The sequence below is a fragment of the Pseudoalteromonas galatheae genome, from assembly GCF_005886105.2.
In the GTDB taxonomy this organism is placed as follows: domain Bacteria; phylum Pseudomonadota; class Gammaproteobacteria; order Enterobacterales; family Alteromonadaceae; genus Pseudoalteromonas; species Pseudoalteromonas galatheae.
This window is the reverse complement of record NZ_PNCO02000001.1, coordinates 2,619,319-2,645,458: the sequence shown is the minus strand read 5'-3', so window position 1 is coordinate 2,645,458 and position 26,140 is coordinate 2,619,319. Positions and strand designations below refer to the sequence as shown.

Genomic DNA, 26,140 nt, shown 5'->3' with positions numbered 1-26,140 from the left:
ATGTCACAGTTAAAGCTAACCGAATTAGTGCTGCGCGATGCGCATCAGTCATTACTCGCCACCAGAATGCGTTTGGAAGATATGCTTCCCATCGCTGAGAAGCTCGACAATATGGGCTATTGGTCTGTTGAATCATGGGGGGGAGCAACCTTCGACTCGTGTATTCGCTATTTAGGCGAAGATCCATGGGAGCGGATCCGTGCACTGAAAGCTGCGATGCCGAAAACCAAACAGCAAATGCTACTGCGTGGCCAAAATTTATTGGGCTATCGTCATTATGCTGATGATGTTGTCGAAAAGTTTGTTGAACGTGCCCACCATAACGGGGTAGATGTATTTAGAATATTCGACGCAATGAACGATGTGCGCAACTTAGAAACGGCCATTAAAGCGGCCATTAAAGTGGGCGCGCATGCGCAGGGGACGATTTCGTACACCGTAAGCCCAGTTCATACGCTGGAAATGTGGCTCACGCAAGCTAAGCAGCTTGAAGACTTAGGCTGTCACTCTATTTGTATCAAGGACATGGCTGGGTTACTGAAACCCTATGATGCCGAAAAATTAATCTCTGGGCTTAAAGCGTCCGTCTCGATTCCTATCGCAATGCAGTGCCATGCAACCACAGGACTCAGCACCGCAACTTATCAAAAAGCCATAGATGCGGGTATCGATATGCTCGATACGGCGATTTCTTCGATGAGTATGACCTATGGCCATAGCGCAACAGAAACTATTGCGGCGATTGTGGAAGGCACAGAACGTGATACAGGGCTTGACTTACTTGAGCTTGAAGAAGTTGCAGCTTATTTCCGTGAAGTGAGAAAGAAATATGCCGCTTTTGAAGGCAGCTTGAAAGGGGTAGATGGTCGTATTCTATCTGCACAAGTGCCAGGTGGCATGTTAACCAATATGGAAAATCAACTTCGAGAGCAAGGTGCAGGTGACAAGCTTGACGCGGTACTAAAAGAAATTCCAAGTGTGCGTAAAGAGCTTGGCTATCTGCCGCTCGTAACACCAACCTCACAGATAGTTGGGACGCAAGCGGTATTAAACGTACTGACTGGTGAGCGATACAAGTCTATAACCAAAGAAACTGCTGGCGTGCTGAAAGGCGAATATGGCGCGACACCAGCGCAAGTCGACCAAGCTTTGCAACAACGCGTGCTTGAAGGCGCAGAGCCTATTACTTGCCGTCCTGCTGACTTAATTGAACCTGAGTTGGATAGTTTACAAAGCGAGTTAGTCGCCACTTCAAAAGAGGAGCAAATTAACCTAGCAGATGAGGTTATTGATGATGTGCTTACCTATGCATTATTCCCTCAGATTGGTCTTAAATTCCTGAAAAATCGCAATAATCCAGATGCATTTGAGCCAAAGCCGACGCTTGTTGAAAGTAAAGAACAAAAAGCTGCAGCGACGCCTGCTAAAGCCAATTCATCAGCTGCTGAGCGTTACAGCGTAAAGGTGGATGGTAAAGTATACGATGTAGTGGTTGCGCCGGGTGGTGAGCTCAAAGAAGTACAAGTCAAAGACAGTGAGCTTATTCCGCAATCAACCTCTGTGAGCTCCAGTGAAACTTTGAATGCGCCACTTGCCGGCAATATTTTTAAGCTTATGGTGCGGGCAGGAGATGAAGTACAAGAGGGCGATGTGGTACTCATCATGGAAGCCATGAAAATGGAAACCGAGGTGCGTGCAACACACAGTGGCCAAGTCGCGGAGCTACTCGTCTCTGAAGGCGACTCCGTCAGTGCTGGCGATGCCATCATGTCTTTAGCATAAGGGTGTCGTGATGGAAGGGTTACTTAATTTATGGCAAGCAACAGGGCTTGCCAACTTCACAGTGCCAGCACTTTGCATGATGGCTGTAGGCTGCGGACTTTTGTATCTTGCGATCGCCAAAAACTTTGAGCCGCTCCTGCTGGTGCCGATTGGCTTTGGTGCCATACTCACGAATATTCCTGTTGCTGGGCTTGCCGATCCAGGCGGACTGTTGTACTACGTGTATTACATTGGTATAGACAGCGGAGTATTCCCCTTGCTGATCTTTATGGGGGTGGGGGCGATGACAGACTTTAGTGCCTTGATAGCCAACCCCAAGATGCTGTTGCTTGGTGCCGCTGCGCAGTTTGGGATTTTTGCCACTTTGTTTGGGGCTATTTTGCTGAATTATATTCCGGGCTTTGAATTTACCCTGCAAGACGCTTCAGCAATCGCTATTATTGGCGGTGCAGATGGACCAACTGCGATATTCCTCGCGTCTAAGCTTGCACCCGAGTTACTAGGGGCAATTGCGGTGGCGGCCTATTCATATATGGCGTTGGTGCCAATTATTCAACCACCAATCATGAAAGCACTCACGACGCAGCAGGAGCGTCAGATTGCGATGCCACAACTGCGCCATGTATCAAAAACCGAAAAAATCTTATTTCCTCTGGCCGTACTAGGTTTGACGATATTGTTTTTACCTGCTGCAACACCTTTGGTTGGTATGTTCTGTTTGGGTAACTTGATGAAAGAGTGTGGCGTAGTAGATCGTTTGAGTAAAACAGCACAAAATGAATTGATTAATATCACCACCATTTTCCTCGGATTGGCGGTGGGCTCAAAGTTGGCAGCTGATCAATTCTTAACGGTTGAGACGTTGGGGATTTTAGCGTTAGGTGCCGTGGCATTTGGAATTGGCACAGCAACAGGAGTGTTAATGGCTAAAACTATGAATAAGTTTAGCGATACGCCCATTAATCCGCTGGTTGGTGCCGCTGGGGTGTCTGCAGTGCCAATGGCTGCGCGTGTGGTTAATAAGGTCGGCCTTGAAAGTAATCCACATAACTTCTTGCTGATGCATGCGATGGGCCCCAATGTCGCGGGTGTATTAGGCAGTGCGGTTGCTGCTGGTATTTTGCTTGCACTGGTAGGCTAAGTTACACTTCTCCAACCATTTGCGTGGCGATTTTAGGTTGCCGCGCATTTTTATTTCTGGACTTTATATTCTTGAACTTGATAGTCTTTCGTCACTTTTAATTAACACGAACAACTTCAGATGAAGTTTTTAGCTCCTTTCTTATTCTTGTTGTCCTGCGTGACAGTTGCAACGGAAGTGTCGACTTTAGTGGTAACGCCGATTGCAGAGCATGTTTATAAACATGAATCTTCGCTACGCGTTGAACCCTGGGGGTTAGTGTCAGGCTCAGGGTTGATTGTGGTCGACGGTCAAGACGCGTACATTGTTGATACACCTTGGACCGAGCAAGACACAGAAGCGTTGCTATTATGGACTGAGGACCGCAAGCTCAATGTCAAAGGGGCGGTGGTCACGCATTATCATCAAGATGCAAGCGGTGGCCTAGCGGTATTAAATAAACACCAGATCCCAACCTATGCATCAGCCCAAACTAATCATCTATTAGCCCAAAAACACAGCGCAATCGCGTTACATAATTTGCCGCAAGCCTCAGCAGCGATAAAGTCTGGTGTCGTTGAAACCTATTACCCAGGTGCAGGGCACTCGAGAGACAATATTGTCGTGTGGCTGCCACAATCTAAAACTTTATTCGCAGGATGCTTTGTGAAAAGTGTGGCAAGTAAAAATTTAGGTAACTTGGAGGATGCTTCAGTTGATGAGTGGCAAGCGTCTATACACAAGGTATTGAGCCGATATCCGGAAGCAAACATGGTTATCCCAGGGCATGGTAAAGAAGGGGATTTATCTTTGTTGCACCATACCGTTAAGCTAATCAAAATCGAGCAATCAAAAGGTAAATAAAGGACTGACATGAAATTAATTCCGTTTCGTAATTTACGCTGTCCGGGTTTAGAAACTGCGCTGTGGTATTGTCGCTTGTTGTTTTTAACGGGCGTAGCCTTGATAGTGCTTGGAGTTATCAAAGAGGGGATTGCAATCTATCATTGGCTAATCGCCATGATAGAGAATGGCGACGCGCCGATAAAAGCAGCCTATATCTATGACTTAGATTTGCTTTCCCACCCAAACTTTCATTTGATCATTGTTGGAGTGGTGAAGATCTACTTCTCCTGTGGCCTCGCGATTAAACTAAAAACAATGTCCCACGAGCAGGCGTTACAAAAATAACGAATACCACGTAAAGGAGTCTTATAGAGGAGTTTCTCAGAGAAATTTGTTAGACCCTTTTACGTGGCGGAGTTACTATTTAAAAATTAATACTCCAGCTGTCCACCATTTTGGATAAAGGCGACATATTCGTTCCAAACATCTTCAACACTTCGGCCCAAGATGTGTTGAAATGCAGCATCAAATGACCAGGTATAATTGCCCATATCTTTCGCCGCTTTGTTAAACTTGTAGATAAACTCTGAGTCGTGCTGTTGTTTGACGTAATGCAAGAAAAACCCAGTTGTGGTGTAGCCACTAAGCCAGCGTTTAGCGTTGATGATATCTGGTGAGCGTGATTTATGAAAACCCGCACCGATCCGCACTGCGTCAGCTAGACCTTCGGTGTATGCCCAGTTTGCCTTGCCATCACCATAGCTGTCATGAGTCAGTGGCGAGTTATTGTAACCATGGGTGACCTCATGGAATAAAATTCCGTCGATTTCATCACGGATCACGGCATCGTTGTTATTATTATCGCGATAAATACGTTCTAAATGCGCGGTGCTAACGACGATAGTCATCTCACCTGAACCGTCTCGTCCCATCTTATAGGCAACGAAATCCTTACCCCAATGATCTTTGGCTCTTAGCTCAAACTGCAATTTTCTAAAACGCTGGGATTCACTGGCGTCGCGGTATAGCACTTTTGCTACATCCACACAGCGTTCGGCCATATGCGCGGCTGGGTTTGATATGATCCGTTTAAATAATGCCGAGCCTTGTGTTTCAGGGTTAACATCAACAAAGTTTACTTCCGGACGTTGCCATGTGTCGTTTGGTGGTGTGCTTTCACTACTGACGGCTAATTCATAATTGGCGCTTTGGAAACCGTATACAGAAACATAAACCGGCGCATTTGAGCTTATATCACAGCGCTCGTTGGAACTAGCATCATTGATACTTTGGCAGTCATAACTTGCGGTGGTCGGTTGGCTATTTGCTTTTAGGTATAGATCTGCATCACCGCTGCCGGTCAAGGTTGCTGTGATAGGAGCTGAGCTTGTAAATGGCCCAAAATGCGCCCATTGACCAGGAGTAACGCTACCACTTTGGTTAAATGGCAAGGTTGTACCACCGTTTGCCGGAGCACCGATAAATTCGATTTCTGCAAGCTGTAATAAATTGGCACCTTGCGTTGCGGTGACATTTAAGCGCACAAAGCGGTACGCTTGATTGGTACTGACATTGAACTGCTTAGTTTGATGTCTTGAAGTAAAACTTTGGTTGTTTTGCGAATCTATAGTGAACCACACTTGACCGTCTTGAGAGCCTTGAAGCGTCCAATTTTTGGGATCTCTTTGTGGCGCATCGTTCGCGGAAGTGAGGGTGTAAGCTGTTAAATTAACTGCTTCGCTAAACGCATAGCTTATCCAACCGGAAGCTGAAAAAGTAAGCCACTTGCTGTAGTGGTTATTATCAAATGCGTTGACTTTGCCTTCATAGGGCTGGTTTTCTCCTGAAACGCTGATAGCAGCGGCATTGGCAGTAGTCAGATCGCTGTTTGCGTGCGCCGAGCTTAAGCCCAGGCTCACTAAAGCGGCTGCTATAAAAGAACGTTGGAATCGCGTTTTAGCTATAATGATGCTCATGTTGACCTCTTTTGTATCGTTCCACTTTTTGTGGGCAGATATCTGTTGATGTTGTATCCATGGTTATTTTCATTTTTCGTCCAAATGTGTTTGGAACGATTTAATTGTTGTTGCTTTTATGTGCGTTTGTCAAATGGTAATTTACTTTAATTTAACGATAAAGGTGAGATTGTTGCTTCTCATTTAGATTGAATTACGCTGCGAAGGCGAGCGGCATCAGGCTTTACGGGGGTAATATTAGGGGATGTTATTTATTGTGAACTGTATTTTGTTGGGTTGTGTTTGATTGATTTTTCGGGATTTTTTCATTCGCAGTCTCTTGGGTCGCATTTTGTTTTCGTTGTTTCTTTTTTAATCGCTTTCGCTCTGCTTTAGTTGCGTGCTTTGCCACCCACTTGGCAATTTTTTGCATGAGCATTGGAGGGAAGTCATGGCCCATCCCATTGACCAACTTTAGTTTGGATTTGCGAATGGTTGCGGCGGTTTGCTGACCAGCGGCTGCGGGAAAAATAGGGTCGTCGGTACCATGGATCACAAGTGTTGGCGTTTTTATCTGTGCCAGCGTGTGCTTGCGACATTGGCTTGCGACAATCGCCGCAAGCTGACGCTTAAATCCCTGCGGGTTATGCGCGCGTTCAATGCTGTGTTTGGCTTGTTGATGTAGCGTCCCTTCGTCTTGAGGGTAAGCGGGACTGCCGATCAGCTGGTTGAGTTTTATATTGTATTGAATGGCAGATTGGTGGCAGTCTGACTTTGGCCGTGCTTTTGCCAGTTGCAGCATGACTTTTACATTTGCTGCGGTAAACTTGGGATACGCTGAGGTTGACATAATTGAGGTCAAACTAACCACTTTCTTTTTATGCTTAGCAGCAACGATTTGTGCAATCATCCCGCCCATAGAAGCACCAACTAGGTGGGCGCGTTTAATCTTAAGTCCTGCCATCAAAGCGACAACATCTTCGGCCATATCCTCTAGGGTATAGGGAACAGAAGCGCGAATGGGAAGTTTTTTGCTCAGCATGGTTTTTATCACACTTGGTGAACCTAGATGATCCAAGTGGCTCGATAATCCCGTGTCGCGATTATCAAAACGGATCACCCGAAAACCTTTATTGACTAGCCCAAAGTACAATTCATCTGGCCAAATTGTCATTTGTGCCCCAAGACCCATTATCAAGATAATAACGGGGGCGTGAGGCGCACCCTCATCCTGATAATGTATGCTGATCCCGGTTGCAATCTTGATATCGGTCATTGTCGCGAATGTTTAGCTTGACTTGAAAGGGCTGCATTTAAGTATAGAGCGTGGGTATGAACTTAACTTTAAAATAACAGTCAAAAAGACGAAAATTTATTGCTAAAAGCCATTGCGCTTTAAAGCATTTAGGTTAATATTCGCGCTTGTTGATGGTTGGAAATTATGCATCAACGCTATCAATTTATACGATTCTTATTTGGAGTAAGTCATGACTAAAAAAAGCAAACTTCAGCATGCTCATCAGCGTGGTGAAATCAAAGACAACGCACTAAAAGCGTTGGTAACCAGCCCGTTGTTTAAGGCGAAAGTTGAAAAGAGCAAAAAAGGCAAAGGTAGTTATCAACGTAGCGTAAAGCACAAAGGCCAAGAGCCTTACCTTAAGGCAGCCTAAGCTTTAAGATAAGGTTTTTTGCTGATACATTTGCTTGTCAGCTTGTGCGATTAAGTCGCTGATATCTGTTATCGGGTGTTGGGAAAATGCTCGCCCGACACTACCTTGAATTGCTACCTCTTGTTTTCCATGACTAAATTGCAAGGTATTGAGTTGTTGTTGCAGCTGTTGTGCTTTTTCTTCTGCAGATTGTGTGTCGTCAAATAAGCAGAGCGCTGCAAACTCATCACCACCTAGGCGTCCTACAATATCTTGTTTTCTGATACTTGATGACAAAAACGTCGCAACATGGGCAAGCGCCTTATCTCCAGCATCGTGACCAAATTGGTCATTAATCAACTTAAACTTATCTAAGTCAATGTAAAATAATGCCAAAACACCACCGCGCTTATTAAACTGCTCGACTAGCACGTTGGCTTGTTTGTACCAGCCTCGACGGTTAAAAATGCCGCACAATTGATCATAATTTGCTTCATTTTCAGCTTGTTGCTTTTGCTGTCTGAGTCGTCCGATGCGTTTAGATACCGCAACGGCAAGCAGTAAAGACTCAATGGCAAACGCAAAAATAAGTGCATAGCGCTGCATAAATGGGCTATATCCCACTAACAGCACGCGAAATACCATACCGACTAATACTAGGCTCAGTGCCGCAAAAACCAAACTTGCTTCGCCAATTTTACGCTTGGTTTGAAGAGCTGATAGCACAAAGATAGTGGCAACAATAACGAGGGTGATATAGGCCATAATTTGGCTTAATAAGTAGGACAATTGTGCTTGTTGAGTGGGAATTTTAAGTATGCTCAGGAGCATCACGATACCCGCGGCACTTTTAAGTAACAACACGAGTTTTGGCCACTGTTTGTCAACAAGTAGGATACTCAACATAAACCAAGTTGCTGAAACCACAGTGAGACCAATACTAAGTAAATATGCGTGTTTGAGTAATGGCTTATACTGAGATGAAACAAAAAGATTTAATTGCCCTTCTTGGAATAATACAAATCCACAAAGGCAGAAGATATAAGCGCCGTAAAGCCTAAATATAGGATCATTGAGGCGACTCCCCATGATCAATACATAGCAAATCAAGGTAAAGCAAAGGCCATAAAATGCGCCCATGACTAGGCTGCTTTTTTGACTTTCCCAAATAAATTTCTCCATGCTCATCAGCCTAAATCTTGGCGTATGAATTTGCATAGAACCTAAGCTTAAGGCTGCTGTGTACTGACCTTTTGGAATGATAAATGCGGGCTGTGAGAACTTAACGGGCGAAGGGGCGTTGACTTGCCACTGATAGTGATTAAGGCCAACATCTACAAATGAAAAAACGCTGTCTTCATTTAAATTGCAGGCTATCGAGACGGTATTGTTGCCGCGCTCAATTTTGCGATAAGACGTGGTATTGATAGCAAGCGAAATCGAGTTGCCGTGAGTGGTCGTGAGTGAGCAATTGTCATCAAGCGCAAAAATTGAGGGGCTAAACAAAAATACGGCGCCGTAAATAACAGCGAGTAGGAGCGTAAGCTTCCCACTAAAGTTGCTATGTATTTTGACGCCATTCAACCTAGACTGCAGCACAACCAAAACCTAAGGTTATTGTTGTAGTTAATGTAACAAACTTGTGCGTAACTTAGCCAGTGTAAAACCCTTTAATCTGAGACTTTTTACACTTTGTCGAACAAGAAGCTAAACCAGGCAAAAAACAAGCAAAAGCTACTTAACCGAAACAATAGGGTTCGCAACCGTAAATTACTGACTAGTATGTGCTCGTAGCTGAGCCAATATCTTGCAGCGACAAACACGGTATTAAGCACAAGCCAGAATTGTCCTGTCATTTGCTCAATATGCAAAAGTATCAGTAGTGCAATAAATAAAATCGGCTGTTATCGCTATAATCAAGTGTAAAACATGACTACAACAGAAAACCAAACCACAGTAATACTAATACGTTATTTTTGATTTTTTTTGCGATAGTAAAGCTGAAAATTAAGCGCAACTAAGAAGCAAAATAACGCAAGGGTAAAAGTTTATCTCGAAGAGAAATTAGTTGTAGAGCAATCAAGTGGTAGAAAAAATGTTTGTGTAGTTTCTATGCTTATTTTGGTTGAAATGAAATGTAGGATGGCAGCTACTAAACTTAGCAAAAGTAACTGCCAGTTTTAATCAAAGCTACTGAGGCTTATTCTAGAATGGCATACCATTATTTACAATAACAGCATATTCGGCACGATTTCCATTTGGATTTATTACTCTTACACCTTGGGAAACTAGACCAACTACATCATCGCCATTTTTATTTTTCCATGAAATCGTGGCGTAACCATATTCTTCATGGGAAAAACCTGAAACGAGTATATAGCCTGTGTTATTAGGAGCAATTTCTCCAGTCGATGCATTAATATTGTCAAAAGTAAGGTTTGAACTAGGCACAACATCACCTGAACGTCGGTACACTGTGAGCTCGACGTATAGTGAGTTATCAGTAATATTTGAAATATCAATAAAAGTATGATGGTTTGGTCCTGCGCTCCATAGTGGTACTATGGCTTTACCACTACCAGCAAAACTTGAAAACGAAGTCAAAAGAATAAGAGCTATAATAACATTAACTATACTTTTCATATATAAATCCTTTAATTTAAATTTTGACATTTTGAATTTTATGTTGGTTTTATATTTTTTTCAACAAAAATGTTATTTAAACTGTTTTTTCAATTTTAAACCAGATCGGTTTGAGTGTTGCTTATGTAAATTACCTACTAAAAATAGTTCTAATAGATTCAGTGTTTTTATATATTTACTTGTAAAGTTTCTCTGTTGCTTCTTTAAGCCCTGAGTGGGGTAAAAATTGATCTGTGATTGTTAGAATGGAGTGCAGGTTATTTTTTAATTTATCAAGCTCTATGTTACCTGGCTTAATAGCTGTTTGTAATAAATGAATGGTCATGTCAGCTAGCAGAATACGCTGTTTTTCTAGCCATTCTTCATCGCCTTTGGTAGCGGGATTGTCAAGGTAGCTATTTTCTACCAAACTATGTAAATCCCAGCTTGTTTTGATTAACTTATTCTTTTCAATATCATTCACTGCCGACCCTCCGAAATATATAGATACAATGACCCCCACACCATGCTCGCCTTCTCTTTTTTGTGGGTTAGCTTAATATAAAGCAAAGCCATAATTAATTTGTTGAATAGTTAAACAGCTGAGGCTAGCATGAACGAACATAACATACTTTGTATCTGATTTAATACACTAAAACATACAACGCAGTAGCCTGTCTTGAAGGCTATAGCGGAGCATAATTTGTATCTTTTGCTAGAGCACTATGCTTTAAAATTGCCATCTAAAAACGAGTTCGTTATTTTGAATGTAACTATCCTGATATTATATGGGTCAGGCAATCACCACTAACTTCGACACATCCAAGGGTTTAGCTACGAATAATGCTAAGTGTCAGCGTTTAGATTCTTCGTTGCTTTTCAATATATCAATAGTAAGAATAGTGGGATTATGGCAAAGCACATTCAAAGCACGTCAATCTGTTGTCTTGGATGTTCGAGTTAGTTCGGTGTATGTTCGTTTGGATAAACTGCAGGGCTCTTCTTTGGCATCTCGATGTTTTATTGCCAACCACTTTAGTGATGCTGCTTGTAGGTATTTACCGGTAATTAAATGTATAAGTAATCTCACAAAGAAGGTTGGGGGGTAAAAGGCACATATAAGTGCGAAGTCATTGTGAATAAAACAACAACGATAAATGTAATATAGTGCTTGAAGGAATAGGGTGTGAAGCTTGCAGCGCAGGGAGATCCCCGCGCTTTCACGTTAGTTAGTTTGTGAAATTAAAGTTCTAAGTTTTGCCACTTTAAAAGTAGCTTTAAGGTCGATCCACCTATACTCCCTGCCTCTGATAGCCCATAATGGATCATAGCCGCATTTTGGTATGATAAAGAGATACCCATGAGATAGTCTTTGACGCCGTCTTGACACTCCGTTTCTTCATCACCATCATAATCTGAGCATTGTATGTATAAGCCATCAATTAATGGCACAAAATGAGAGTCAAAGTGATCAGATAAGTCAACTAAGTATGACTCGATTAGCGGTTTTGAAGCATGTTCCACTGCTGCTAACGTACTAGCTTGATCCCAGCAACGCTGCCACACCTTCGGGTAATCAACTTCTTTATTCTCTAGTAAAGTAATAAACTCATCATAGCTGCCATTGATATCGAGCATTACTTGCGTGTCGTCATAACTCGTGCAATTTTGAGGGTTATTAATCGTATTAAAAATGGTGACTTTTAACTTTGAATTATAACTAGTTCGCGCAGGGTTGTATGTTGAGGATAATCTTTTCCAGAGCGGCAAAAGTGTGCCTAAACGCACTGGATAAAAATCGTGGTCAATTGCCACCCCCTTCTTATCAAGCCAATGAATGATATCTAACGCTTCTCGATAGCGGCCAGACTCATATAAGTAATTTGCTTCATCTAGCTTTGCTTGTAATTGCGGATTGATATCGTTGGCGTGTGCAAAACCGCTTAGAACGCAGGTGATAATAAAAGCGCCTGAGGTTAACAGTTTTTTCATTTTGCTCTACTCCTTAGTAAAAAATGAATGGGTAGTTTCCTACCGCAATTTGGGTTGCTTGCGTGAGGTATTGAGATCCCTTCCAAGTTGCAAGCAAATATATAGAGCAAAATGCGCACCAAAACTATGATTTATGGTGTTTCTGTTTTCCAATGGCTATTGCGACTTAAAGCGATGAGTCCAACAACGTATAGACTTAACTCAATAGAGCATAGAAGTTAAATTGGAAGCCCATAAAGTAGTTAAATCAGATAATGTCAATCGGACACCCACCTCAAACTTCAGTGGCAATAATGGTGGGTGATGAGATGGACGCTCCCAAATCGGCGTCAATGCGCCAAACTGATAGTTGCAAACACAGTTATTAGGAGAGTCCATCATGAATAACGTTAGCACGCTTTCAATTGATCTAGCAAAAAATGTATTCCAACTTTTATCGTTTGATAAGCAAGGTAATAAATGTTTTTCCAGAAGGTTAGATAGAGCAAAGCTCTTGCAAACATTGACCCAATTACCTGCTTGTAATGTTGTTATGGAATCATGCTCAACGTCTCATTATTGGGGGCGCTGCTGCTTACAAGCTGGGCACCAAGTTCAGCTTATCCCTGCGCAACATGTTACCCCTTTTGTCCGTGGCAATAAAAACGATAAAAATGATTGTATGGCGATTTATGAAGCGAGCCTTCGACCTAACATTCGCTTTGTTCCTGTAAAAACAGAGCATCAACAAGCAATCCTAGCACTACATCGTTATCGGGAACGGCTCATACATAATCGAACTGCCTGCATCAACCAAACATGTGGTTTGTTACTTGAATTTGGCATCGTCATCAAGAAGAGCTTAAAGTCTTTTCGTGCAACCATTGCTGATCTGCTCAACCGTAATTTACATGGAGCTTTAAATCTACTCCTCAGAGACGTTTATGAAGAAATGCAAAAGTTAGACGCCAATATTAAAAATGTAGAGGCACAATTTAAGCAGTTTAATGAACAGAGCCAAGCTGCTCAAATTATCCAATCCATCCCCGGAATTGGGATTATCAACGCATCGGCATTGAGTGCCACAATAGATAAAGGGCAAGCATTTTCTAATAAAAAGGAGTTGGCTGTGTGGCTTGGGATCACACCACGTCAATATGCTTCGGGTGAAACCAAGAAGATGGGAGGGATCACCAAACGAGGTGATCGTTATCTAAGAAAACAACTCATTCATGGTGCCCGTACAGTGGTCAATCATGCGCACAAAAAGCAGGATGATTTAAACAAATGGATCAACGCATTGGTAGAACGTCGCGGTAAAAATAAAGCGGTGGTGGCCACGGCCCACCGATTGGCTCGCTTAATGTGGATATTGCTACAAAGAAATGAACCTTATAAAGCCCAATATACACAAAGTGAGGCGCAATCATGACTCAAATTATGGCTATTAAGGAGCCCGGTCGTGACAAGGGCCTCGAGCCCGAGTGGGTGTTTATGAGCCCTTGATAGCCATATTCTCATTGCTGTAAACATAACGATGAACAAAAGGTCAAACCTACCTAGTTAAACCCGTTATAGGCAAGGCATTCAATGCCGCGTGGGTGTATTCTACTTTTTGGGTGGCTAGGTTCGAAACTCATTAGGGGCGCTGAAAGTCAGTTAAGCCCGAATATATGTCAGAGCAGCACCTTATTTAGGGTGACTCAAAGTGACTGTTTATCAATACATACAAATAGTAAATGAGAGATAAATAAAAGAAGCAACAAGGCTGTTAAAACAACCTTGTTGGATGAGTATTACTTGACAGCAGCAGAGCGTCCATATATGTCAGCGTTTTACTTTGTACGGATATCGCTTAATGAGTGTTTAAGGCTGCTGGCGAGTTGCTGCAACTAATAACTCACGAATACAAACTTGTTGAGGTTGCTCTTGAATAAACAGCGCTGCACGAGCAATATCATCAGCAACTAATGCTCCTCCCATCGTTTGCTTCCAGTCTTCATAACCATCTTTTATGTCGTCAGACGTTGTATGACTCAATAACTCTGTTTCCACCGCACCCGGACAAATTGTAGAAACACGCACGCCAAAGTCTGCAACTTCTTCTCTTACATTTTCAGATATTGCAGAAACGGCAAACTTAGTTCCACAGTATGCGGCATGATTGCTAAAAGTCTTTCGACCGGCTATGGAGCTAACATTGATGATAGTTCCGCTATTACGCTTCTTCATGGGTGATAAAACGGCTTGCATACCGCCAAGTAAGGCCAACACATTAACGTCAAACATCTTTTGCCATTCATCACTGTCCTGAGTGTCTACTTGTCCAAGTAGCATCACTCCAGCATTATTGATTAAACATTCGACCGGACCATATTGTGCTTCAGCTTTTGCAATGACTATAGAAAAAGCCTCTCTATCGGTTACATCAACTTGTTCACATAAACAGTTGGATAAGTTGAGCGCTTCTAACTTTTCTATACGTCGCGCAACTAATAGTAAAGGATAACCTGCTGCATTAAAACGCTTGGCAATTGCTGCACCGATACCTGAGCTTGCGCCAGTAATAACAACCAATTTTTTCATTATCATTCTCTCCATATTAGATGATGTTCAAAGTATTGAGCATCGCTAATTTTATTCATGATGTTTTTTTGAATTAATAAACTTACTATTTAAGCTACAGGAGAAATTCTATTCAAAATCTTTTTGATGATATATAGTTTCTAATTCACACTACTGTTTACAAAAAGGATCGAATAGTTATTATAGACTTGAACTCAACTTGGTATGAAACATGAAGAGAGACATTAATTATTCTGATATTAAGAGCTTCATTGTGTTAGTTGAAGAAGGAAGCTTTACTAAAGCAGCTGCCAAGCTACTTTGCTCTCGCTCACAAGTATCGAAACAGTTATCTCAACTAGAAGCTAACCTAGGTGTCAGTCTGTTGGTAAGGACTACACGTACTCAACACCTAACACCATCTGGCGAACTCTTTTACGAAAAATGCAAACGTTCATTCAATGGTATAGAACATGCCATTGACAGGGCGATGGAAAGCGCAACCGAGCTTTCGGGTGAAATAAAGATTAATTGTGTGGGTGGGTATATAGGGGAAAATATTGTTGGCCCATTGGTCGCTGATTTTATGAAGGAAAACCCTGAAATGAATGTGTTACTCGATTTTAGTAGCAGGAGAGTTGATTTGGTTTCAGGTGAATTTGACTTTGTTTTTAGAATGGGAGAGTTAGCGGATTCAGCATTGATTGCAAGGAAGCTGACCGAACTTTCTATTGGTATATATGCAAGCCCGGAGTACGTAAAACAATATGGTCAGCCTAGCGAGCCGAAAGATTTAGTTGAACATAAATGTATAGTGGGAAGTATGAATACTTGGACATTGAAAAACAGTGAATCCCAAGTTATTCAAGAAGTAACGGTAAAAGGTGACCTTGTATGTAAAAATGGGAGAATAATGCTCTACTCAGCACTGCGTGGGAATGGCATTATTCGGGTTCCAGAGATTTATTGTAGAAAAGAGCGTGATGAGGGAAGCTTAGTGCCTGTGTTTGAATATTGGCAACCTAAATCAACGCCATTATCCCTAGTCTATCTACAGGACAAACATCAACCTATGAGAATAAAAGTGTTTAGAGACTTCGTGCTCAAAAACTTCGTAAATTATCTTAGGACCTATTGAACTTTCAAGTCTGTTTTTGCAGTAGTTAGAGTGCCATTTATACAGAAGAGGAAGCTTGCGTAGCATAATTTGTACTAGCTCAGACTTGACCTGACAGTTACCCGTTTTTCAATCGGTGACTGTCAGCCTAGATTGATAAGGCTTCATCCCTAACTCGCTGAGGTCTAAACAAGAAGTCCCATGAGGAGGTTCTCTGTTGCTCTTCCAATATCGATATCTTTAACCCAGTCTGGGATACTTGCTTCTTTCTTTTCCATGATACTTAAAGATTTAGTCAAAGAGCACTTGCCTCTTTTGTAAAAAGGTGTGTCCATATTCATTATATATGAATAGCAAGTTATATGGTTTTTCGCTACCTATATACTTTCCTCATATCGTGACAGGAGTTAAAACACTCACACCCGCAAGCCAGCTAAAGTCCATATCAATTTGTCTAAACGGTGATAACAGCAATGAGCAAATACAGTTGGAGGAATATTTTCCTCCATTTCGTTAGTTCAACTTGCTTAGCTTGAAGCGAGACACTGGACACTCTGGGTGTCACCGGGTTCGATGATATTAATATTGACCTCTTTTAAGTCACCGATTATGGGTTTTAAAGCTTTATCAAAACGATTTGCTGCCGCTTCGATTTTTTCTGCATAGTCGTCAATGGCATCAAAATTAGCAGCGTGGCTTTCAATTACCGCCTCAATCTGCTTGGCCTTTTCTTCTTGTTTAGCCAGTAGTGCTTTATTGATCACAAGTTGATCGTCGTCTTCTTGTACAGCCTCTTTACTAATGGCTTCCATTTCTTTGCTGAGTAATGCGAGCTTGTCTTCGATATCTTTCATTGGTAACTCAGAAGCTGACATATCAAGCTCTGCTGCTTTGAGCACTTTGTATGCGGCAACCTGTTCGGCGTCCATGGTGTGTTTGATTATTGGGTTACAGTCTTGGTAAGCGATAAGCTGGTAGCTACCTTGTGTTTGCGGCTCTGTTGGATTTGCATTGGAGTAGCCAACGCAGGCACTCAAAGCTAGTGTTACCGAAATAATGAGTATTGATTTTGTGGTTTTCATAAGCACCTCGAAGGAGTATGTCTGATTTACAGAATTAGTCGCGGTGCAGTTTGAAAAGGTTGGTTTTAGATACGCAAGTATTAGTAACAAAATATGAATTGGGCAGTGAGCTTAGAATTAGTTACCACTTTTATCCGGCGCTTGGCATTGGTACTGTGCAATTTCTTCGGCGTATTTGGCTTTAACTAATTCAACATAATGATTGAGGTTTTTATCAGGATTTACGGTAAAGGTCAGCTCACTTTTATGTATCGCGGTGATACGGTCCAAGCGAAATTCACGGTAATCACTGCGGAGCTGACAAAATGCGACCAGCGTCCATTTTCCACCCCAATAAACCAATCCGAGTGGCTCGATAATACGCTGGGTTTGTTGCTTTGCAACGTCTTGATATTCAAGTTGTACACACTGCTTAGCCGCAATAGCGAGCCTAAGTGTAGCGCTAAAGGATTGTTGTTGTGGTCCGTGCTTAAAACTCGAGACCAAATAAGGGGAGTGGTCATGCTGTTGTTTGAGGTGGGCGGGTAGCACGGCCTCTATTTTGGCAATTGCTGCTTTTGCATGCGCGCTTAGTTCGGGATCCGTCCACGCTCCAACCATTTTACTGCCAAGTAACAGTGCGGTGAGTTCATCATAGCTAAACATCATAGGGGGCAGTGGGTAGTCACCAATAATATAGCCGACACCTGCCTCCCCCTCAATTGGCACGCCAGAACTTTGTAAGTCCTGAATATCGCGATAAATCGTACGCTCAGATACCGTAAAGTGATCGGCCAATGACTTAGCGGTAACCGCTAATCGTCGACCCTTGAGCAGATCCACTAACTGAAAGAGACGTTCGGATTTATGCACGAGTTTTCCTTGTTATTCAAATCTCAGATTAATTAACCGCTACATGGCGTTTGAGAGAGTACATTACTGTGACTAATGGTGACACTCTCGCTGTCTATGTATTGCGTTAACCTTTGGCATACCTCGGTTTTTGGGAACTGCGCCGAAACCGCTTTTGCATGTTCCATCGATTGCCAATAAATAATATCTAAATACTCGCCAGTCTGACTGTCTTTAGTCAACGAACGATATAGTAGCCCAGGTTGCTGTTCAACCCACTCGGTAAAAGCTGGGTTTACACCCATAATGTCACTCTCTGTAGCACCAAGAGCCAATTTAAATTTTACAATCTCTACGACATTTTGTTGCATGGTCTTTCTCCTTTTTGAGTTCAAAAAGAGTAAACCACGATGGTGTGTCAGGGAGTGTCAGTAGTGTTTAAATATACAGTGTTATAGATGAGATACCAAACATGGGTTGATATACACTATGAGTGATTAGGTTCAAACTATATCGGGTCGTCTCGTTCTATAAAACAGGAGTTGCACAATGGACCATCAACAAGTACACGACTACTTGCTTGCAAAACCCTATACCAGCGTAAGTCAGCCTTTTGGTGAAGGCGTTGATGTATATAAAGTGAAGGACAAAATGTTTGCGACGTTGGCGCTTGGTAAAATGGGCAAAGAAGATGACGAGCATCCCCATTGGCGCGTAAATCTCAAATGCGATCCTGATGAAGCGCAAGCGCTGCGAGACATTTTTAGTGCGGTGTTACCGGGTTACCACATGAATAAAAAGCTCTGGAACACGGTGGTGCTTGATGGCTCCATTCCTACAGGAGAACTTGAGCGGATGATGGATAACTCATTTCGCCTTGTAGTCGAAAAAATGCCGAAAAAGCAGCAGGGTATTATCCTTGCGCAGCATCAATAGATGCACAAACGACTTGGTACACAGCGTTCACTTTAGGCTCTGTGAGCGTTTGATTTGCCACAACAAAACTTACGGGGAGCGAAAAGTCTAGCAAACTAGACAAGGCAACCTCTGCTCCTTGATCTGCAATGGCGTTGGCTTCAATAAAGCTCACGCCGAGTCCTGCCTTAACTAAAGCCAAGCGGGAGCGCTCATCCGCAGCATTAATATTTACCGCGTTTACTTCGCTTAGCTGTTGATCAAGTTGCTTATCAAAAGGGCAGCCTTTTCCCATACGTATCCACGTCATCTGTGCCAATTCTGCTTTATGTGATGGCGTAGGCCAAGATGCTGGATAAGCGGTGGTAACTGCAACTTCTGTGAGCGGTACAGCGCTAAAATGTGCAGGTACTTCGCCATAAATAACTCCACCATCAAGTAGGCCATCACTGAGTTTGTCGACGATGACACCACTTGAGAGTAATTCCAGCGAAAAAGAAAGACTTGGAAAATGCTGGTTGAGGGTTTTTATTAGTGTGCTAAGTTCGCTCGAGGTGCCAATAGGGTGGTTCAAGCCAAGTCTGAACTCGCCTGTGAGCATTGTTTTGGCTTGCGCTGCGGTGTGCATTAAATCATTTGCACTTGCAAGCGTTAACTTAGCTTTGTCTAGCAAGATCTTACCTTGCTCTGTGAGCTGCATCCCTTTGCTAGAACGATGAAACAATACGGTATTGAGTTCTTCCTCAAGCGCTTTGATATGGGCGCTGATAGCAGGTGGTGTGGTGTACAGTCGTTTCGCTGCTGCCGTTAGATTTTGGGCCTCTGCAACCGCAACAAACGACCTTAAATGGTAAAACTCCATTGCACTAAACTCAATCACGTATTGAATACCACCAGTTTAAATGAGCTTGCTGTGATTGCCTATTCCGAAATGATGAACATCGCCTTCAAAAAATATGAATTCATTAACGCCTATCAAGTGCGTAACCTAGTTGACCTCGGGTGAGGTTAAATATTTATCCGCAGCTCTGGTTATTTAGGACCCAAGGTATTTAAATAGGAGTTAGAAGATGAAAGTAGATGTATCACAGTATTTTGCAATGAAGCTGGCTTGCGAAACGGATTGTGCTGATGTTTATCAGGCGATGTTAACAGGACAGCAAGATTTTGTGCTATTTGATGTCAGGTCGAATGAAGCCTTTGCCAAAAGTCATGCTCAAGGCGCAGTCAATATGCCAAGCGCAAACATAAGCGAACTGACGATGGCTAAGTATGACAAGGTCACGCCAATCGTGGTTTATTGTTGGGGCCCAGGGTGTAACGGTGCGACAAAGGCCGCGTGTAAGCTTGCTAAAATGGGCTATCAAGTAAAAGAGATGATAGGTGGAATTCATTACTGGGAGGATTTCGAGCGTTACCCCGTTAATCGCCGAGTGTCTCAGGCACAAAGTTGATGTAGGTGCATTTTTCTTCATCTCATGATTATACTGTTATTCATTCACCGCACATTTATCAATGTGTAAAGTGAGTGAATAACGATAATAACAAGGGAAATATCATGTCGAAACTATTGTACTGCGCCATATTTTGCTCGTCTTTGCTAAGTCAGACATCCTTCGCCACTGACGCGGCTCAACATCAAGTTCAACAAGTTGCACAAAACCTTTTACCTAGAGTGCAATTAGAAGGCCAAAAATATAAACCTGTAGCTTTGCAGACGCGTCTTCAAGAAACGCATTTACCGGGCTTAAGCCTTGCCGTGATCAAAGATGGTAAAGTGGTGTGGGCTGAGGGTTATGGCATTGCAGATAAAAAGCAAAATCGTAAAGTGACCACTGAAACGCTGTTTCAGGCAGGGTCAATTAGTAAACCCGTTGCAGCGCTCGCGGTATTAAAGTTAGCGCAAGACGGAAAAGTCGATTTAGATGCTGACGTTAATCAATATCTCACCTCTTGGAAAGTACCAACAAACGAATTTACCAAAGCCAACCCCGTTACTTTAAGGCAGTTAATGACTCACACCTCGGGGCTCACTCAACACGGTTTTCCGGGCTACGTGCGTGGCAGTAAAATTCCAACTGACGTTGAAGTCTTAATGGGTAAAGGCAATACCGATTTAGTGACAGTTGACACTTTGCCAGGTAAAGCTTGGCGCTATTCTGGCGGTGGCTACACGGTAATGGAATTGCTCGTGGCAGATGTGACAAAAATGCCATTTGAAGAGTATGTCCAACAGGCAATTTTAACTCCGCTAGGGATGCACAACAGTACCTATGCGCAACCGCTACCTAAAACGTTATGGTCAAAAGCCAGTGCCGCGTTTGACGATAAGGGCGAGCAAGTCGATGGAGACTGGCATGTTTATCCAGAACAAGCCGCTGCTGGTCTTTGGACCACTCCGGTGGATCTCGCTAAATATATTATGGCCGTACAACAAGCATATGCCGGCAATACTGTGGGGCCCATCACGCCTGAGCTGGCGAAGCAAATGCTTGAAGTTCATCATGACGTATGGGGTTTGGGACCAGAGCTTGAACAGCGTGAGCAAGGGCTTGTCTTCACCCATGGCGGTAAAAATAAAGGCTTTAGCAACCGTTTTGAAGCATTTGTGGAAAAAGGTGAGGGTATGGTGTTGATGTCCAATGGTGACTCCGCGAGTACCGTATTTGGTGAGCTTCGCATTGCCATCAGCGAACATTACGGCTGGGATTTTATACGCAGTAAAAAGATAACTGCGATTACATTATCTGAGGAACGGGCAAAGCAGTTGGAAGGTTTGTATGCTTATGATAAAGATCATCAGTTTAAAATGAAAATCACCCGAGATGGTACGCGATTTAACGTCTTAGATATGGCCCGCGATAACCTGATGGCATTTGTCGCCACTGAGGAAGACACCCTGATTGAACTTGAAGGGGGCGCGGATGTCACCATTGAAACGAATGACAAAGGTGAGATCACTGCGGTGATTTGGCGTAGCCTATATCGTTTTGAGCGGATTTAATCGGAAGTTTCACTTCAACGAGTAGCCCGCCAAGCGGGCTGTGGTTGGCGCGGATAGAACCATGATGTGCCAATACAATATGTTTGCTAATCGCAAGTCCAAGCCCCGAGCCACCAAGATCCCGACTTCTAGAGTGTTCACAGCGATAAAGTCGTTCAAAAATTTTATCCAGCTCCGAGGTGGCTACACCTGGGCTTGAATCTTCCACTGTGATAATGGCATATGAGTTGACTAAGCGTGTATGTATCAGGCTGGTTCCCGCTGCATCGGTGTAAAAATGGCTGTTTCGCAAAAGATTCAGGATGACCTGTTTTAGGCGCTGAGGGTCGCCTTCTATCTGCAAGGCTAGCTCACTTAAATCACATTGCAGAGATTGCTGCTTTTTCGCAAAGACGGGTGCGAGTTCTGCGCAGCAATCCTTAACAATGATATTAATATCAAGCGGCCTGAGCTCTAACGATATCACATTATTGTCAAACTGAGCGGATTGATAAATATCTGAGATTAAGGTGTCCAGCTGGTTGATTTTACCGTTCACTTTTTTGTAAGCGACATCGATATCAGGCTCAATATTAAATTGCATCGCCTCAATTGTCAGTTTTAGTCCAGTTAACGGGGTACGCAACTCGTGAGAAATATCGGCGAGTAATTGGTTTTTTTGCTCCAAAGCTCGCGCGGCCATACGCTGCTCTAAGGCTTCTAGTTTTTGTTTCTGGCGTTGTCTTAAAAAGTATATGGCAAGCCCTGCGAGCAGCAATAGGGCTGAGGAAATAGCCAAGCCTCGCTGTAACTTTAGGTTTTCTAAATTTGCTTGTTGCAGTGACTGCTCTTTTTGTAACAGGCTAAGCGCTTGTTCTTTTTTCACCAGCTCTATGTTTAATGCCATTTTGTACGCTTTGTTTTTATCGCTTACCTTCTTTAGCTCAGTTTGTGCGTGCTGATATTGTTTTAATTGAGTAAGTGCGGCTTCAAACTCGCCTGCTTGCTGATAAATTGAGGCCAGCTGTTTGTGAATATCGCTTTGCGTTTGAGTGCCAAGCTGAGGCTGCTTTAGCAATAGTTCAAGCTGTTCTTTGGCGTCTTCACTCTTATCTTGGGCCAAATAGACATTAGCAAGTGCCAGCCTAACGGTGCGTTCGGTTCGGTTGGCACCAGATTTTATCGCAAGTGTAAGCGCTTCATTTGCACTATCTAAGGCATCATTCACATCTCCTTGAGCAAGTTGGACATTGACTAAATTGCTTAATTGCCAAGCCGTATCGCTGTCGGCTTCCATTTTCTTGGTCAGGGCAAGGCCGTTTAGAATAAACACTTGAGCTTGCTTATATTCTCCTTGTTGATATAAGACTTGACCAATCTTACCGTAGCTGTTGGCAATATGACGCGGATTGCCTAATAACTTATCGACTTTGAGTGCCTGTTCAAAATGAGATAGTGCAAGAGGAAACTCTTCTAAATCACGGTAGAGTTCGCCGATGTTGTACAGTGAGTTGGAGATCCCTTGCTGGTTATTGCGTTTGCGCTGTAGCATAAGAGATTGCTCATGAAAGCTGATGGCTTGCTCAATTTGGCCCATGTAATCGTAAACAATGCCAATTTGGTTATAGAAGTCTGCGAGTCGCGAAACATCATTAATGCGTTTTGCAAGTTGGATGGCCTGCTCGGCATGATTTAACGCGCTGAGGTAGTCTGCTCGAAAGCGATTAATATGAGCAAGGCGACCATGAATGTCGGCAATGAGTCGTTCATCAGCCTGAGAGGTGGTGTTGAGTGCCAGCTCAAGTTTTTCTTCTGCCTCTGTCGCACGATTTTGACTAAGTAGCACAGTGGCGTGACTCAATAGTAATTTACTTTTGGCATTAGGGCCTGCGACCTTATCTAACACCTGATTGAGCTCATCTATCGCTTGATAGGCAGCTTCATAATGGCCAAGCAAGGAGAGGGCTTCAATCTTCATTAGGCTGAGTTTAAACCAGGCTGCTGAGAGATAAGTTGGAGTTGTGTTTTTGTTTAAGAGTGTGTCAATTTCTTCAAGCGCAACGGAAGGGTTATCAGATAACAGCTGCTTTAACGTTTCAAGTGTAGGTAATAGTGCACTGCCTTGGGTAGAAAATGAAGCTAAAAGTAAAAATAGCGTAAATACGGTTTGGGTAAATAGCAACCTAACTATGTTCAACACTGCAAAAAGCCCATAACCAACAAATATATTTGCATTATAGTTGATAATCGTGGAGTAAATATGCAGAAGTATTTACTCTAAATTGTCATGTTCTGTGGGCTGGTGCTGCATATGCTCAACCAACTGCGGAAAAAAGGTTTGAAATCCAGATTCAAGCTGGTGGTAGTGCTTTTTTATATCCATTTCACTGCCTGTAAATTGGTTTTGAAAGCGAATTCGTTTGGCGATGTTGTCCAGCGCGTGGCCTACACCAGCTACGGATTCATAGGTGGCAAACCAATCATTTTGTGTCATTGCGCTAACGACTCGTTGCATGTGCGCAGGCATGATGTGCAAGTTATCGTGCAGCAATGAAAAGCTCTGACGTTTAAAGTCATCAAGCGAGGTACTGTGATATTGCTGCCAGTGTTTAATCAAAAAGTGGTCATATAACACATCCAGTGCAATGCCTGCAAAACGGCGACGCGCGGGCGAAAAAAGTTGTTTAGCAGATTTTGTAATCGAGTGGCTATCAGTAAATTTATCAACTTGCCTATGTGTTTGTAGACCAAGTTGCACAGGTTTGGGCAGTACTTGTATATTCACGCCTTTTTGAAAGTCACCGAGCAAGTTGCCAAAGTGCGATGCGGCAGTCGGTTTGGCAAAGTACAAATGCGCCAAATAATTCACAGAAACATCCCCCCAATAATTCACTCTACAACAGAGTATCGCATTTGTCCGCACATACAAATACCAGCCATTTAATTCAGGAAGGAGAAACCTAGCTTAGGTTATGCTTGTCTCCATTACTGTGAACATCAGGGGAAGTGTGATGGCGTTAACGGCTGAATTGAAGCAAAAGACCAAGCGACTAGTAGAATCAAAAAATATGCTCAAAGGGATCACGGTTGCCTCTTTTTTAGAGTCAACCATAGTGCCGATTCCGCTTGAAGCTGTGATGGTGCCGCTTATGCAGGCAAGGCGAGAAAAACTATGGCTAATTGCGTTAATGGCAACGGTTGGGTGTGTGATGGGTGCCTTATTTGGTTATGCGTTGGGTTATTATTTATTTGATGCAGTAGGGGACTCCGTTATTGAGCTGCTATCGAGCCAGTCTCAGTTTGAGCAGGTGAAAGCACAGATGCAAAGTCAGGGGTTTTGGTTTGTGTTGACCTTAGGTATTGCGCCAGTACCTTTTCAGATTGCCATGTTAGCAGCTGGCGCCACAAAATTTTCACTATTACAATTTCTAATTGCAACCTGTATTGCCCGTTCACTACGTTATTTTGGCTTGGCGGCGGTCGTTTATTTTGCTGGTGATCAGGCTGAAAAGCTAATTAAACAACATAAAATAAAAGCCGTCATTTTCACAACGGCCATTGTGCTGCTCGCATGGTGGATAGCTAGTCGCTAGTATTTTCTATACAAAAACTTTGATTCATTTTGTGATCGTGCAAAAGCGAGTAAATCATCGCTCAGTGCTAGTGGCTCTGACATCAACATTTGATACTGTTGATAAAAGTGATGAGGCGCTCCGGCGCGCTCAAATAATGCGAGGGCTGCTTCACCTTGCCGAGCATACTCTCTGTAATCTTTGGACTTATTCAGCAGTTGAATATAAGCAAGGTAAAAAGGCTCAAACTCAGCATGTCTTGCAGAGCCTGTCTGCTTTAACATGAGATCAATGTTGTACAGCAGCTCGCTTTGGTGCTGCATTGTCTCAATTAACTTATTTTGATCTTGGCGGATCATCGAGGCTACCACTCGTTCTTCAAAGTTATTAAGTTGTTCGACCACTGTTTGATAAATCTTTGCAAATTGCGCTTGATGTAAAACACTGAACTGTTGTTGCAAGTGGCGTAAAAAAATCGCTTCCTGTTCAGCTAGTAAACCTCGTTGCCGTTTTGCTTCTACTAATACCGTTTGGTAACTCTGAGATTGTCTTTGAGTATTTTGCAGTGTTTCAATCAGCTCAGTAATTGTTTTTATCTTAGTATTTATGGCAAGCAGCTTTTGATTGATTTCGATAGTATTCCACTTGCTAGGAGGCTGGTTAAAAAAACGGGTGAACGATATTTCATTTTTACTTGCTGTCGTTTGCAATTGGACTAATTCATCGATCAATTCAGTCAAAGGGTAGTCGATAGATAACGCACGCAGCAATGTATCCGCTTGCAATGAGTTATTAACCCCTTTGGATTGTCCAGCCTCTATTTGAGCTGTAACAATGTTGCCGTTGTCATAGGCGCGTTGTGCATCGGATAGCAAAGTGGAGGCATTTAATGTTTCTAAATATAACGCTTGCCACTTATTACTATCATACTCATTGAGCGACTTGAGCGCGTTAAGTTGAGCATCTAAATTTCGTTGCTGTTGAGCAAGGGTTAATTCTTGCTCTATTTTGGTGATTTCTGATGGCGTACAGGCCGCTAACGCAGCTAGAAATATAATAGGAAGTAGTTGCTTCATATCGTTATTATTTTGTAGTCCTTTTGCTTAACGTTAGCACCATCACGGAAGTGG

The 26,140-nt window shown here is 42.8% G+C and carries 25 protein-coding genes; 11 read left to right on the top strand and 14 right to left on the bottom strand.

Annotation, left to right across the window (positions count from 1 at the left end; translation table 11 throughout):
- The 4 genes from oadA (at position 1) to CWC29_RS11670 (ending at position 4,093) form a co-directional block, all read left to right on the top strand.
- Entirely contained in the window at positions 1-1,782 is a 1,782-nt protein-coding gene (gene oadA, locus CWC29_RS11685; RefSeq protein ID WP_138522331.1) for a sodium-extruding oxaloacetate decarboxylase subunit alpha, read from the top strand.
- Between the two features lie 10 nt (positions 1,783-1,792).
- Entirely contained in the window at positions 1,793-2,923 is a 1,131-nt protein-coding gene (locus CWC29_RS11680) for a sodium ion-translocating decarboxylase subunit beta (protein WP_138522329.1), read from the top strand.
- Positions 2,924-3,043: 120 nt separating this feature from the next.
- A complete protein-coding gene (gene bla, locus CWC29_RS11675) occupies positions 3,044-3,766 on the top strand; it encodes a subclass B1 metallo-beta-lactamase (RefSeq protein WP_128725556.1) in 723 nt (240 codons plus the stop codon).
- Positions 3,767-3,775: 9 nt separating this feature from the next.
- The gene (locus CWC29_RS11670; RefSeq protein ID WP_138522327.1) at positions 3,776-4,093 is read left to right on the top strand and encodes a hypothetical protein; all 318 of its coding nucleotides are present in this window, start codon (positions 3,776-3,778) and stop codon (positions 4,091-4,093) included.
- An 86-nt stretch (positions 4,094-4,179) separates the two neighbouring features.
- On the opposite strand, the gene CWC29_RS11665 is transcribed toward CWC29_RS11670, so the two are convergent.
- Both CWC29_RS11665 and CWC29_RS11660 read right to left on the bottom strand, forming a co-directional pair.
- Entirely contained in the window at positions 4,180-5,724 is a 1,545-nt protein-coding gene (locus CWC29_RS11665) for a basic secretory protein-like protein (RefSeq protein ID WP_138522325.1), read from the bottom strand.
- A 247-nt stretch (positions 5,725-5,971) separates the two neighbouring features.
- On the bottom strand, positions 5,972-6,979 hold the full coding sequence (locus tag CWC29_RS11660) for an alpha/beta fold hydrolase (RefSeq protein WP_138522323.1): 1,008 nt from the start codon (positions 6,977-6,979) through the stop codon (positions 5,972-5,974).
- Positions 6,980-7,190: 211 nt separating this feature from the next.
- On the opposite strand from CWC29_RS11660, the gene CWC29_RS11655 reads away from it, so the two are divergent.
- Complete coding sequence (locus CWC29_RS11655; RefSeq protein WP_010606219.1) at positions 7,191-7,373, top strand: alternative ribosome-rescue factor A; 183 nt, start codon at positions 7,191-7,193, stop codon at positions 7,371-7,373.
- Between the two features lie 3 nt (positions 7,374-7,376).
- Here CWC29_RS11655 and CWC29_RS11650 read toward each other — a convergent pair whose 3' ends face one another.
- The 4 genes from CWC29_RS11650 to CWC29_RS11630 all read right to left on the bottom strand — a co-directional run bounded on the left by CWC29_RS11650 (position 7,377) and on the right by CWC29_RS11630 (position 11,966).
- Positions 7,377-8,858, bottom strand: coding sequence for a sensor domain-containing diguanylate cyclase (locus CWC29_RS11650; protein WP_235956567.1), 1,482 nt, complete (start codon positions 8,856-8,858; stop codon positions 7,377-7,379).
- A gap of 699 nt (positions 8,859-9,557) precedes the next feature.
- Positions 9,558-9,995, bottom strand: coding sequence for a hypothetical protein (locus tag CWC29_RS11640; RefSeq protein WP_138522319.1), 438 nt, complete (start codon positions 9,993-9,995; stop codon positions 9,558-9,560).
- A 175-nt stretch (positions 9,996-10,170) separates the two neighbouring features.
- Positions 10,171-10,458 (bottom strand): hypothetical protein, encoded by a 288-nt coding sequence (locus CWC29_RS11635; RefSeq protein ID WP_138522317.1) that lies wholly within the window; start codon positions 10,456-10,458, stop codon positions 10,171-10,173.
- Between the two features lie 758 nt (positions 10,459-11,216).
- Complete coding sequence (locus CWC29_RS11630) at positions 11,217-11,966, bottom strand: hypothetical protein (RefSeq protein WP_138522315.1); 750 nt, start codon at positions 11,964-11,966, stop codon at positions 11,217-11,219.
- Between the two features lie 379 nt (positions 11,967-12,345).
- On the opposite strand from CWC29_RS11630, the gene CWC29_RS11625 reads away from it, so the two are divergent.
- Positions 12,346-13,377 carry an IS110 family RNA-guided transposase gene (locus CWC29_RS11625; protein ID WP_138524990.1) on the top strand — a complete coding sequence of 344 codons (1,032 nt, stop codon included), beginning with the start codon at positions 12,346-12,348 and terminating at the stop codon, positions 13,375-13,377.
- A 434-nt stretch (positions 13,378-13,811) separates the two neighbouring features.
- Here the strand turns inward: CWC29_RS11625 and CWC29_RS11620 are convergent, their stop codons facing one another.
- Positions 13,812-14,531, bottom strand: a complete 720-nt coding sequence (locus tag CWC29_RS11620) for an SDR family oxidoreductase (protein WP_138522566.1) — start codon at positions 14,529-14,531, stop codon at positions 13,812-13,814.
- A gap of 211 nt (positions 14,532-14,742) precedes the next feature.
- Here CWC29_RS11620 and CWC29_RS11615 point away from each other — a divergent pair, with 211 nt between their 5' ends.
- Positions 14,743-15,648 (top strand): LysR family transcriptional regulator, encoded by a 906-nt coding sequence (locus tag CWC29_RS11615; RefSeq protein ID WP_128725564.1) that lies wholly within the window; start codon positions 14,743-14,745, stop codon positions 15,646-15,648.
- Between the two features lie 506 nt (positions 15,649-16,154).
- Here CWC29_RS11615 and CWC29_RS11610 read toward each other — a convergent pair.
- From CWC29_RS11610 to CWC29_RS11600, 3 genes are all read right to left on the bottom strand, one after another.
- Positions 16,155-16,709 (bottom strand): hypothetical protein, encoded by a 555-nt coding sequence (locus tag CWC29_RS11610; RefSeq protein WP_128725566.1) that lies wholly within the window; start codon positions 16,707-16,709, stop codon positions 16,155-16,157.
- A 117-nt stretch (positions 16,710-16,826) separates the two neighbouring features.
- Positions 16,827-17,561, bottom strand: coding sequence for a helix-turn-helix transcriptional regulator (locus tag CWC29_RS11605; RefSeq protein WP_128725567.1), 735 nt, complete (start codon positions 17,559-17,561; stop codon positions 16,827-16,829).
- Between the two features lie 32 nt (positions 17,562-17,593).
- Positions 17,594-17,911: a hypothetical protein gene (locus tag CWC29_RS11600; protein WP_099642794.1), complete on the bottom strand. Its 318-nt coding sequence runs from the start codon at positions 17,909-17,911 to the stop codon at positions 17,594-17,596.
- 178 nt (positions 17,912-18,089) lie between these two features.
- Between CWC29_RS11600 and CWC29_RS11595 the strand changes: the two genes are divergently transcribed.
- On the top strand, positions 18,090-18,476 hold the full coding sequence (locus CWC29_RS11595) for an MmcQ/YjbR family DNA-binding protein (protein ID WP_010606232.1): 387 nt from the start codon (positions 18,090-18,092) through the stop codon (positions 18,474-18,476).
- Here CWC29_RS11595 and CWC29_RS11590 read toward each other — a convergent pair.
- Positions 18,454-19,335 carry a LysR family transcriptional regulator gene (locus CWC29_RS11590; RefSeq protein WP_138522568.1) on the bottom strand — a complete coding sequence of 294 codons (882 nt, stop codon included), beginning with the start codon at positions 19,333-19,335 and terminating at the stop codon, positions 18,454-18,456. The two genes, CWC29_RS11595 and CWC29_RS11590, sit on opposite strands and share 23 nt — an antisense overlap.
- A 190-nt stretch (positions 19,336-19,525) precedes the next feature.
- Between CWC29_RS11590 and CWC29_RS11585 the strand changes: the two genes are divergently transcribed.
- Together CWC29_RS11585 and CWC29_RS11580 are read left to right on the top strand one after the other, a co-directional pair.
- On the top strand, positions 19,526-19,909 hold the full coding sequence (locus tag CWC29_RS11585; RefSeq protein ID WP_138522570.1) for a rhodanese-like domain-containing protein: 384 nt from the start codon (positions 19,526-19,528) through the stop codon (positions 19,907-19,909).
- A gap of 104 nt (positions 19,910-20,013) precedes the next feature.
- Positions 20,014-21,459 carry a serine hydrolase domain-containing protein gene (locus CWC29_RS11580; protein ID WP_138522572.1) on the top strand — a complete coding sequence of 482 codons (1,446 nt, stop codon included), beginning with the start codon at positions 20,014-20,016 and terminating at the stop codon, positions 21,457-21,459.
- On the opposite strand, the gene CWC29_RS11575 is transcribed toward CWC29_RS11580, so the two are convergent.
- Together CWC29_RS11575 and CWC29_RS11570 are read right to left on the bottom strand one after the other, a co-directional pair.
- The gene (locus tag CWC29_RS11575) at positions 21,413-23,638 is read right to left on the bottom strand and encodes a tetratricopeptide repeat protein (protein ID WP_328820781.1); all 2,226 of its coding nucleotides are present in this window, start codon (positions 23,636-23,638) and stop codon (positions 21,413-21,415) included. The genes CWC29_RS11580 and CWC29_RS11575 overlap by 47 nt on opposite strands.
- 72 nt (positions 23,639-23,710) lie before the next feature.
- Positions 23,711-24,307, bottom strand: coding sequence for an ACP phosphodiesterase (locus tag CWC29_RS11570; RefSeq protein ID WP_138522576.1), 597 nt, complete (start codon positions 24,305-24,307; stop codon positions 23,711-23,713).
- 142 nt (positions 24,308-24,449) lie between these two features.
- On the opposite strand from CWC29_RS11570, the gene CWC29_RS11565 reads away from it, so the two are divergent.
- On the top strand, positions 24,450-25,031 hold the full coding sequence (locus CWC29_RS11565) for a YqaA family protein (protein ID WP_128725576.1): 582 nt from the start codon (positions 24,450-24,452) through the stop codon (positions 25,029-25,031).
- Here CWC29_RS11565 and CWC29_RS11560 read toward each other — a convergent pair.
- Positions 25,028-26,086 carry a hypothetical protein gene (locus CWC29_RS11560; protein ID WP_138522578.1) on the bottom strand — a complete coding sequence of 353 codons (1,059 nt, stop codon included), beginning with the start codon at positions 26,084-26,086 and terminating at the stop codon, positions 25,028-25,030. The two genes, CWC29_RS11565 and CWC29_RS11560, sit on opposite strands and share 4 nt — an antisense overlap.
- Positions 26,087-26,140: the final 54 nt, after the last annotated feature.

Bases quoted from the DNA above. Each gene is read 5' to 3' on its own strand.
- CWC29_RS11665 (WP_138522325.1), bottom strand. From the start codon at position 5,724: ATGAGCATCATTATAGCTAAAACGCGATTCCAACGTTCTTTTATAGCA.
- CWC29_RS11620 (WP_138522566.1), bottom strand. From the start codon at position 14,531: ATGAAAAAATTGGTTGTTATTACTGGCGCAAGCTCAGGTATCGGTGCA.
- CWC29_RS11680 (WP_138522329.1), top strand. From the start codon at position 1,793: ATGGAAGGGTTACTTAATTTATGGCAAGCAACAGGGCTTGCCAACTTC.
- CWC29_RS11625 (WP_138524990.1), top strand. From the start codon at position 12,346: ATGAATAACGTTAGCACGCTTTCAATTGATCTAGCAAAAAATGTATTC.
- CWC29_RS11660 (WP_138522323.1), bottom strand. From the start codon at position 6,979: ATGACCGATATCAAGATTGCAACCGGGATCAGCATACATTATCAGGAT.
- bla (WP_128725556.1), top strand. From the start codon at position 3,044: ATGAAGTTTTTAGCTCCTTTCTTATTCTTGTTGTCCTGCGTGACAGTT.
- oadA (WP_138522331.1), top strand. From the start codon at position 1: ATGTCACAGTTAAAGCTAACCGAATTAGTGCTGCGCGATGCGCATCAG.
- CWC29_RS11580 (WP_138522572.1), top strand. From the start codon at position 20,014: ATGTCGAAACTATTGTACTGCGCCATATTTTGCTCGTCTTTGCTAAGT.
- CWC29_RS11630 (WP_138522315.1), bottom strand. From the start codon at position 11,966: ATGAAAAAACTGTTAACCTCAGGCGCTTTTATTATCACCTGCGTTCTA.
- CWC29_RS11565 (WP_128725576.1), top strand. From the start codon at position 24,450: ATGGCGTTAACGGCTGAATTGAAGCAAAAGACCAAGCGACTAGTAGAA.
- CWC29_RS11600 (WP_099642794.1), bottom strand. From the start codon at position 17,911: ATGCAACAAAATGTCGTAGAGATTGTAAAATTTAAATTGGCTCTTGGT.
- CWC29_RS11585 (WP_138522570.1), top strand. From the start codon at position 19,526: ATGAAAGTAGATGTATCACAGTATTTTGCAATGAAGCTGGCTTGCGAA.
- CWC29_RS11615 (WP_128725564.1), top strand. From the start codon at position 14,743: ATGAAGAGAGACATTAATTATTCTGATATTAAGAGCTTCATTGTGTTA.
- CWC29_RS11640 (WP_138522319.1), bottom strand. From the start codon at position 9,995: ATGAAAAGTATAGTTAATGTTATTATAGCTCTTATTCTTTTGACTTCG.
- CWC29_RS11595 (WP_010606232.1), top strand. From the start codon at position 18,090: ATGGACCATCAACAAGTACACGACTACTTGCTTGCAAAACCCTATACC.
- CWC29_RS11610 (WP_128725566.1), bottom strand. From the start codon at position 16,709: ATGAAAACCACAAAATCAATACTCATTATTTCGGTAACACTAGCTTTG.
- CWC29_RS11670 (WP_138522327.1), top strand. From the start codon at position 3,776: ATGAAATTAATTCCGTTTCGTAATTTACGCTGTCCGGGTTTAGAAACT.
- CWC29_RS11560 (WP_138522578.1), bottom strand. From the start codon at position 26,086: ATGAAGCAACTACTTCCTATTATATTTCTAGCTGCGTTAGCGGCCTGT.
- CWC29_RS11655 (WP_010606219.1), top strand. From the start codon at position 7,191: ATGACTAAAAAAAGCAAACTTCAGCATGCTCATCAGCGTGGTGAAATC.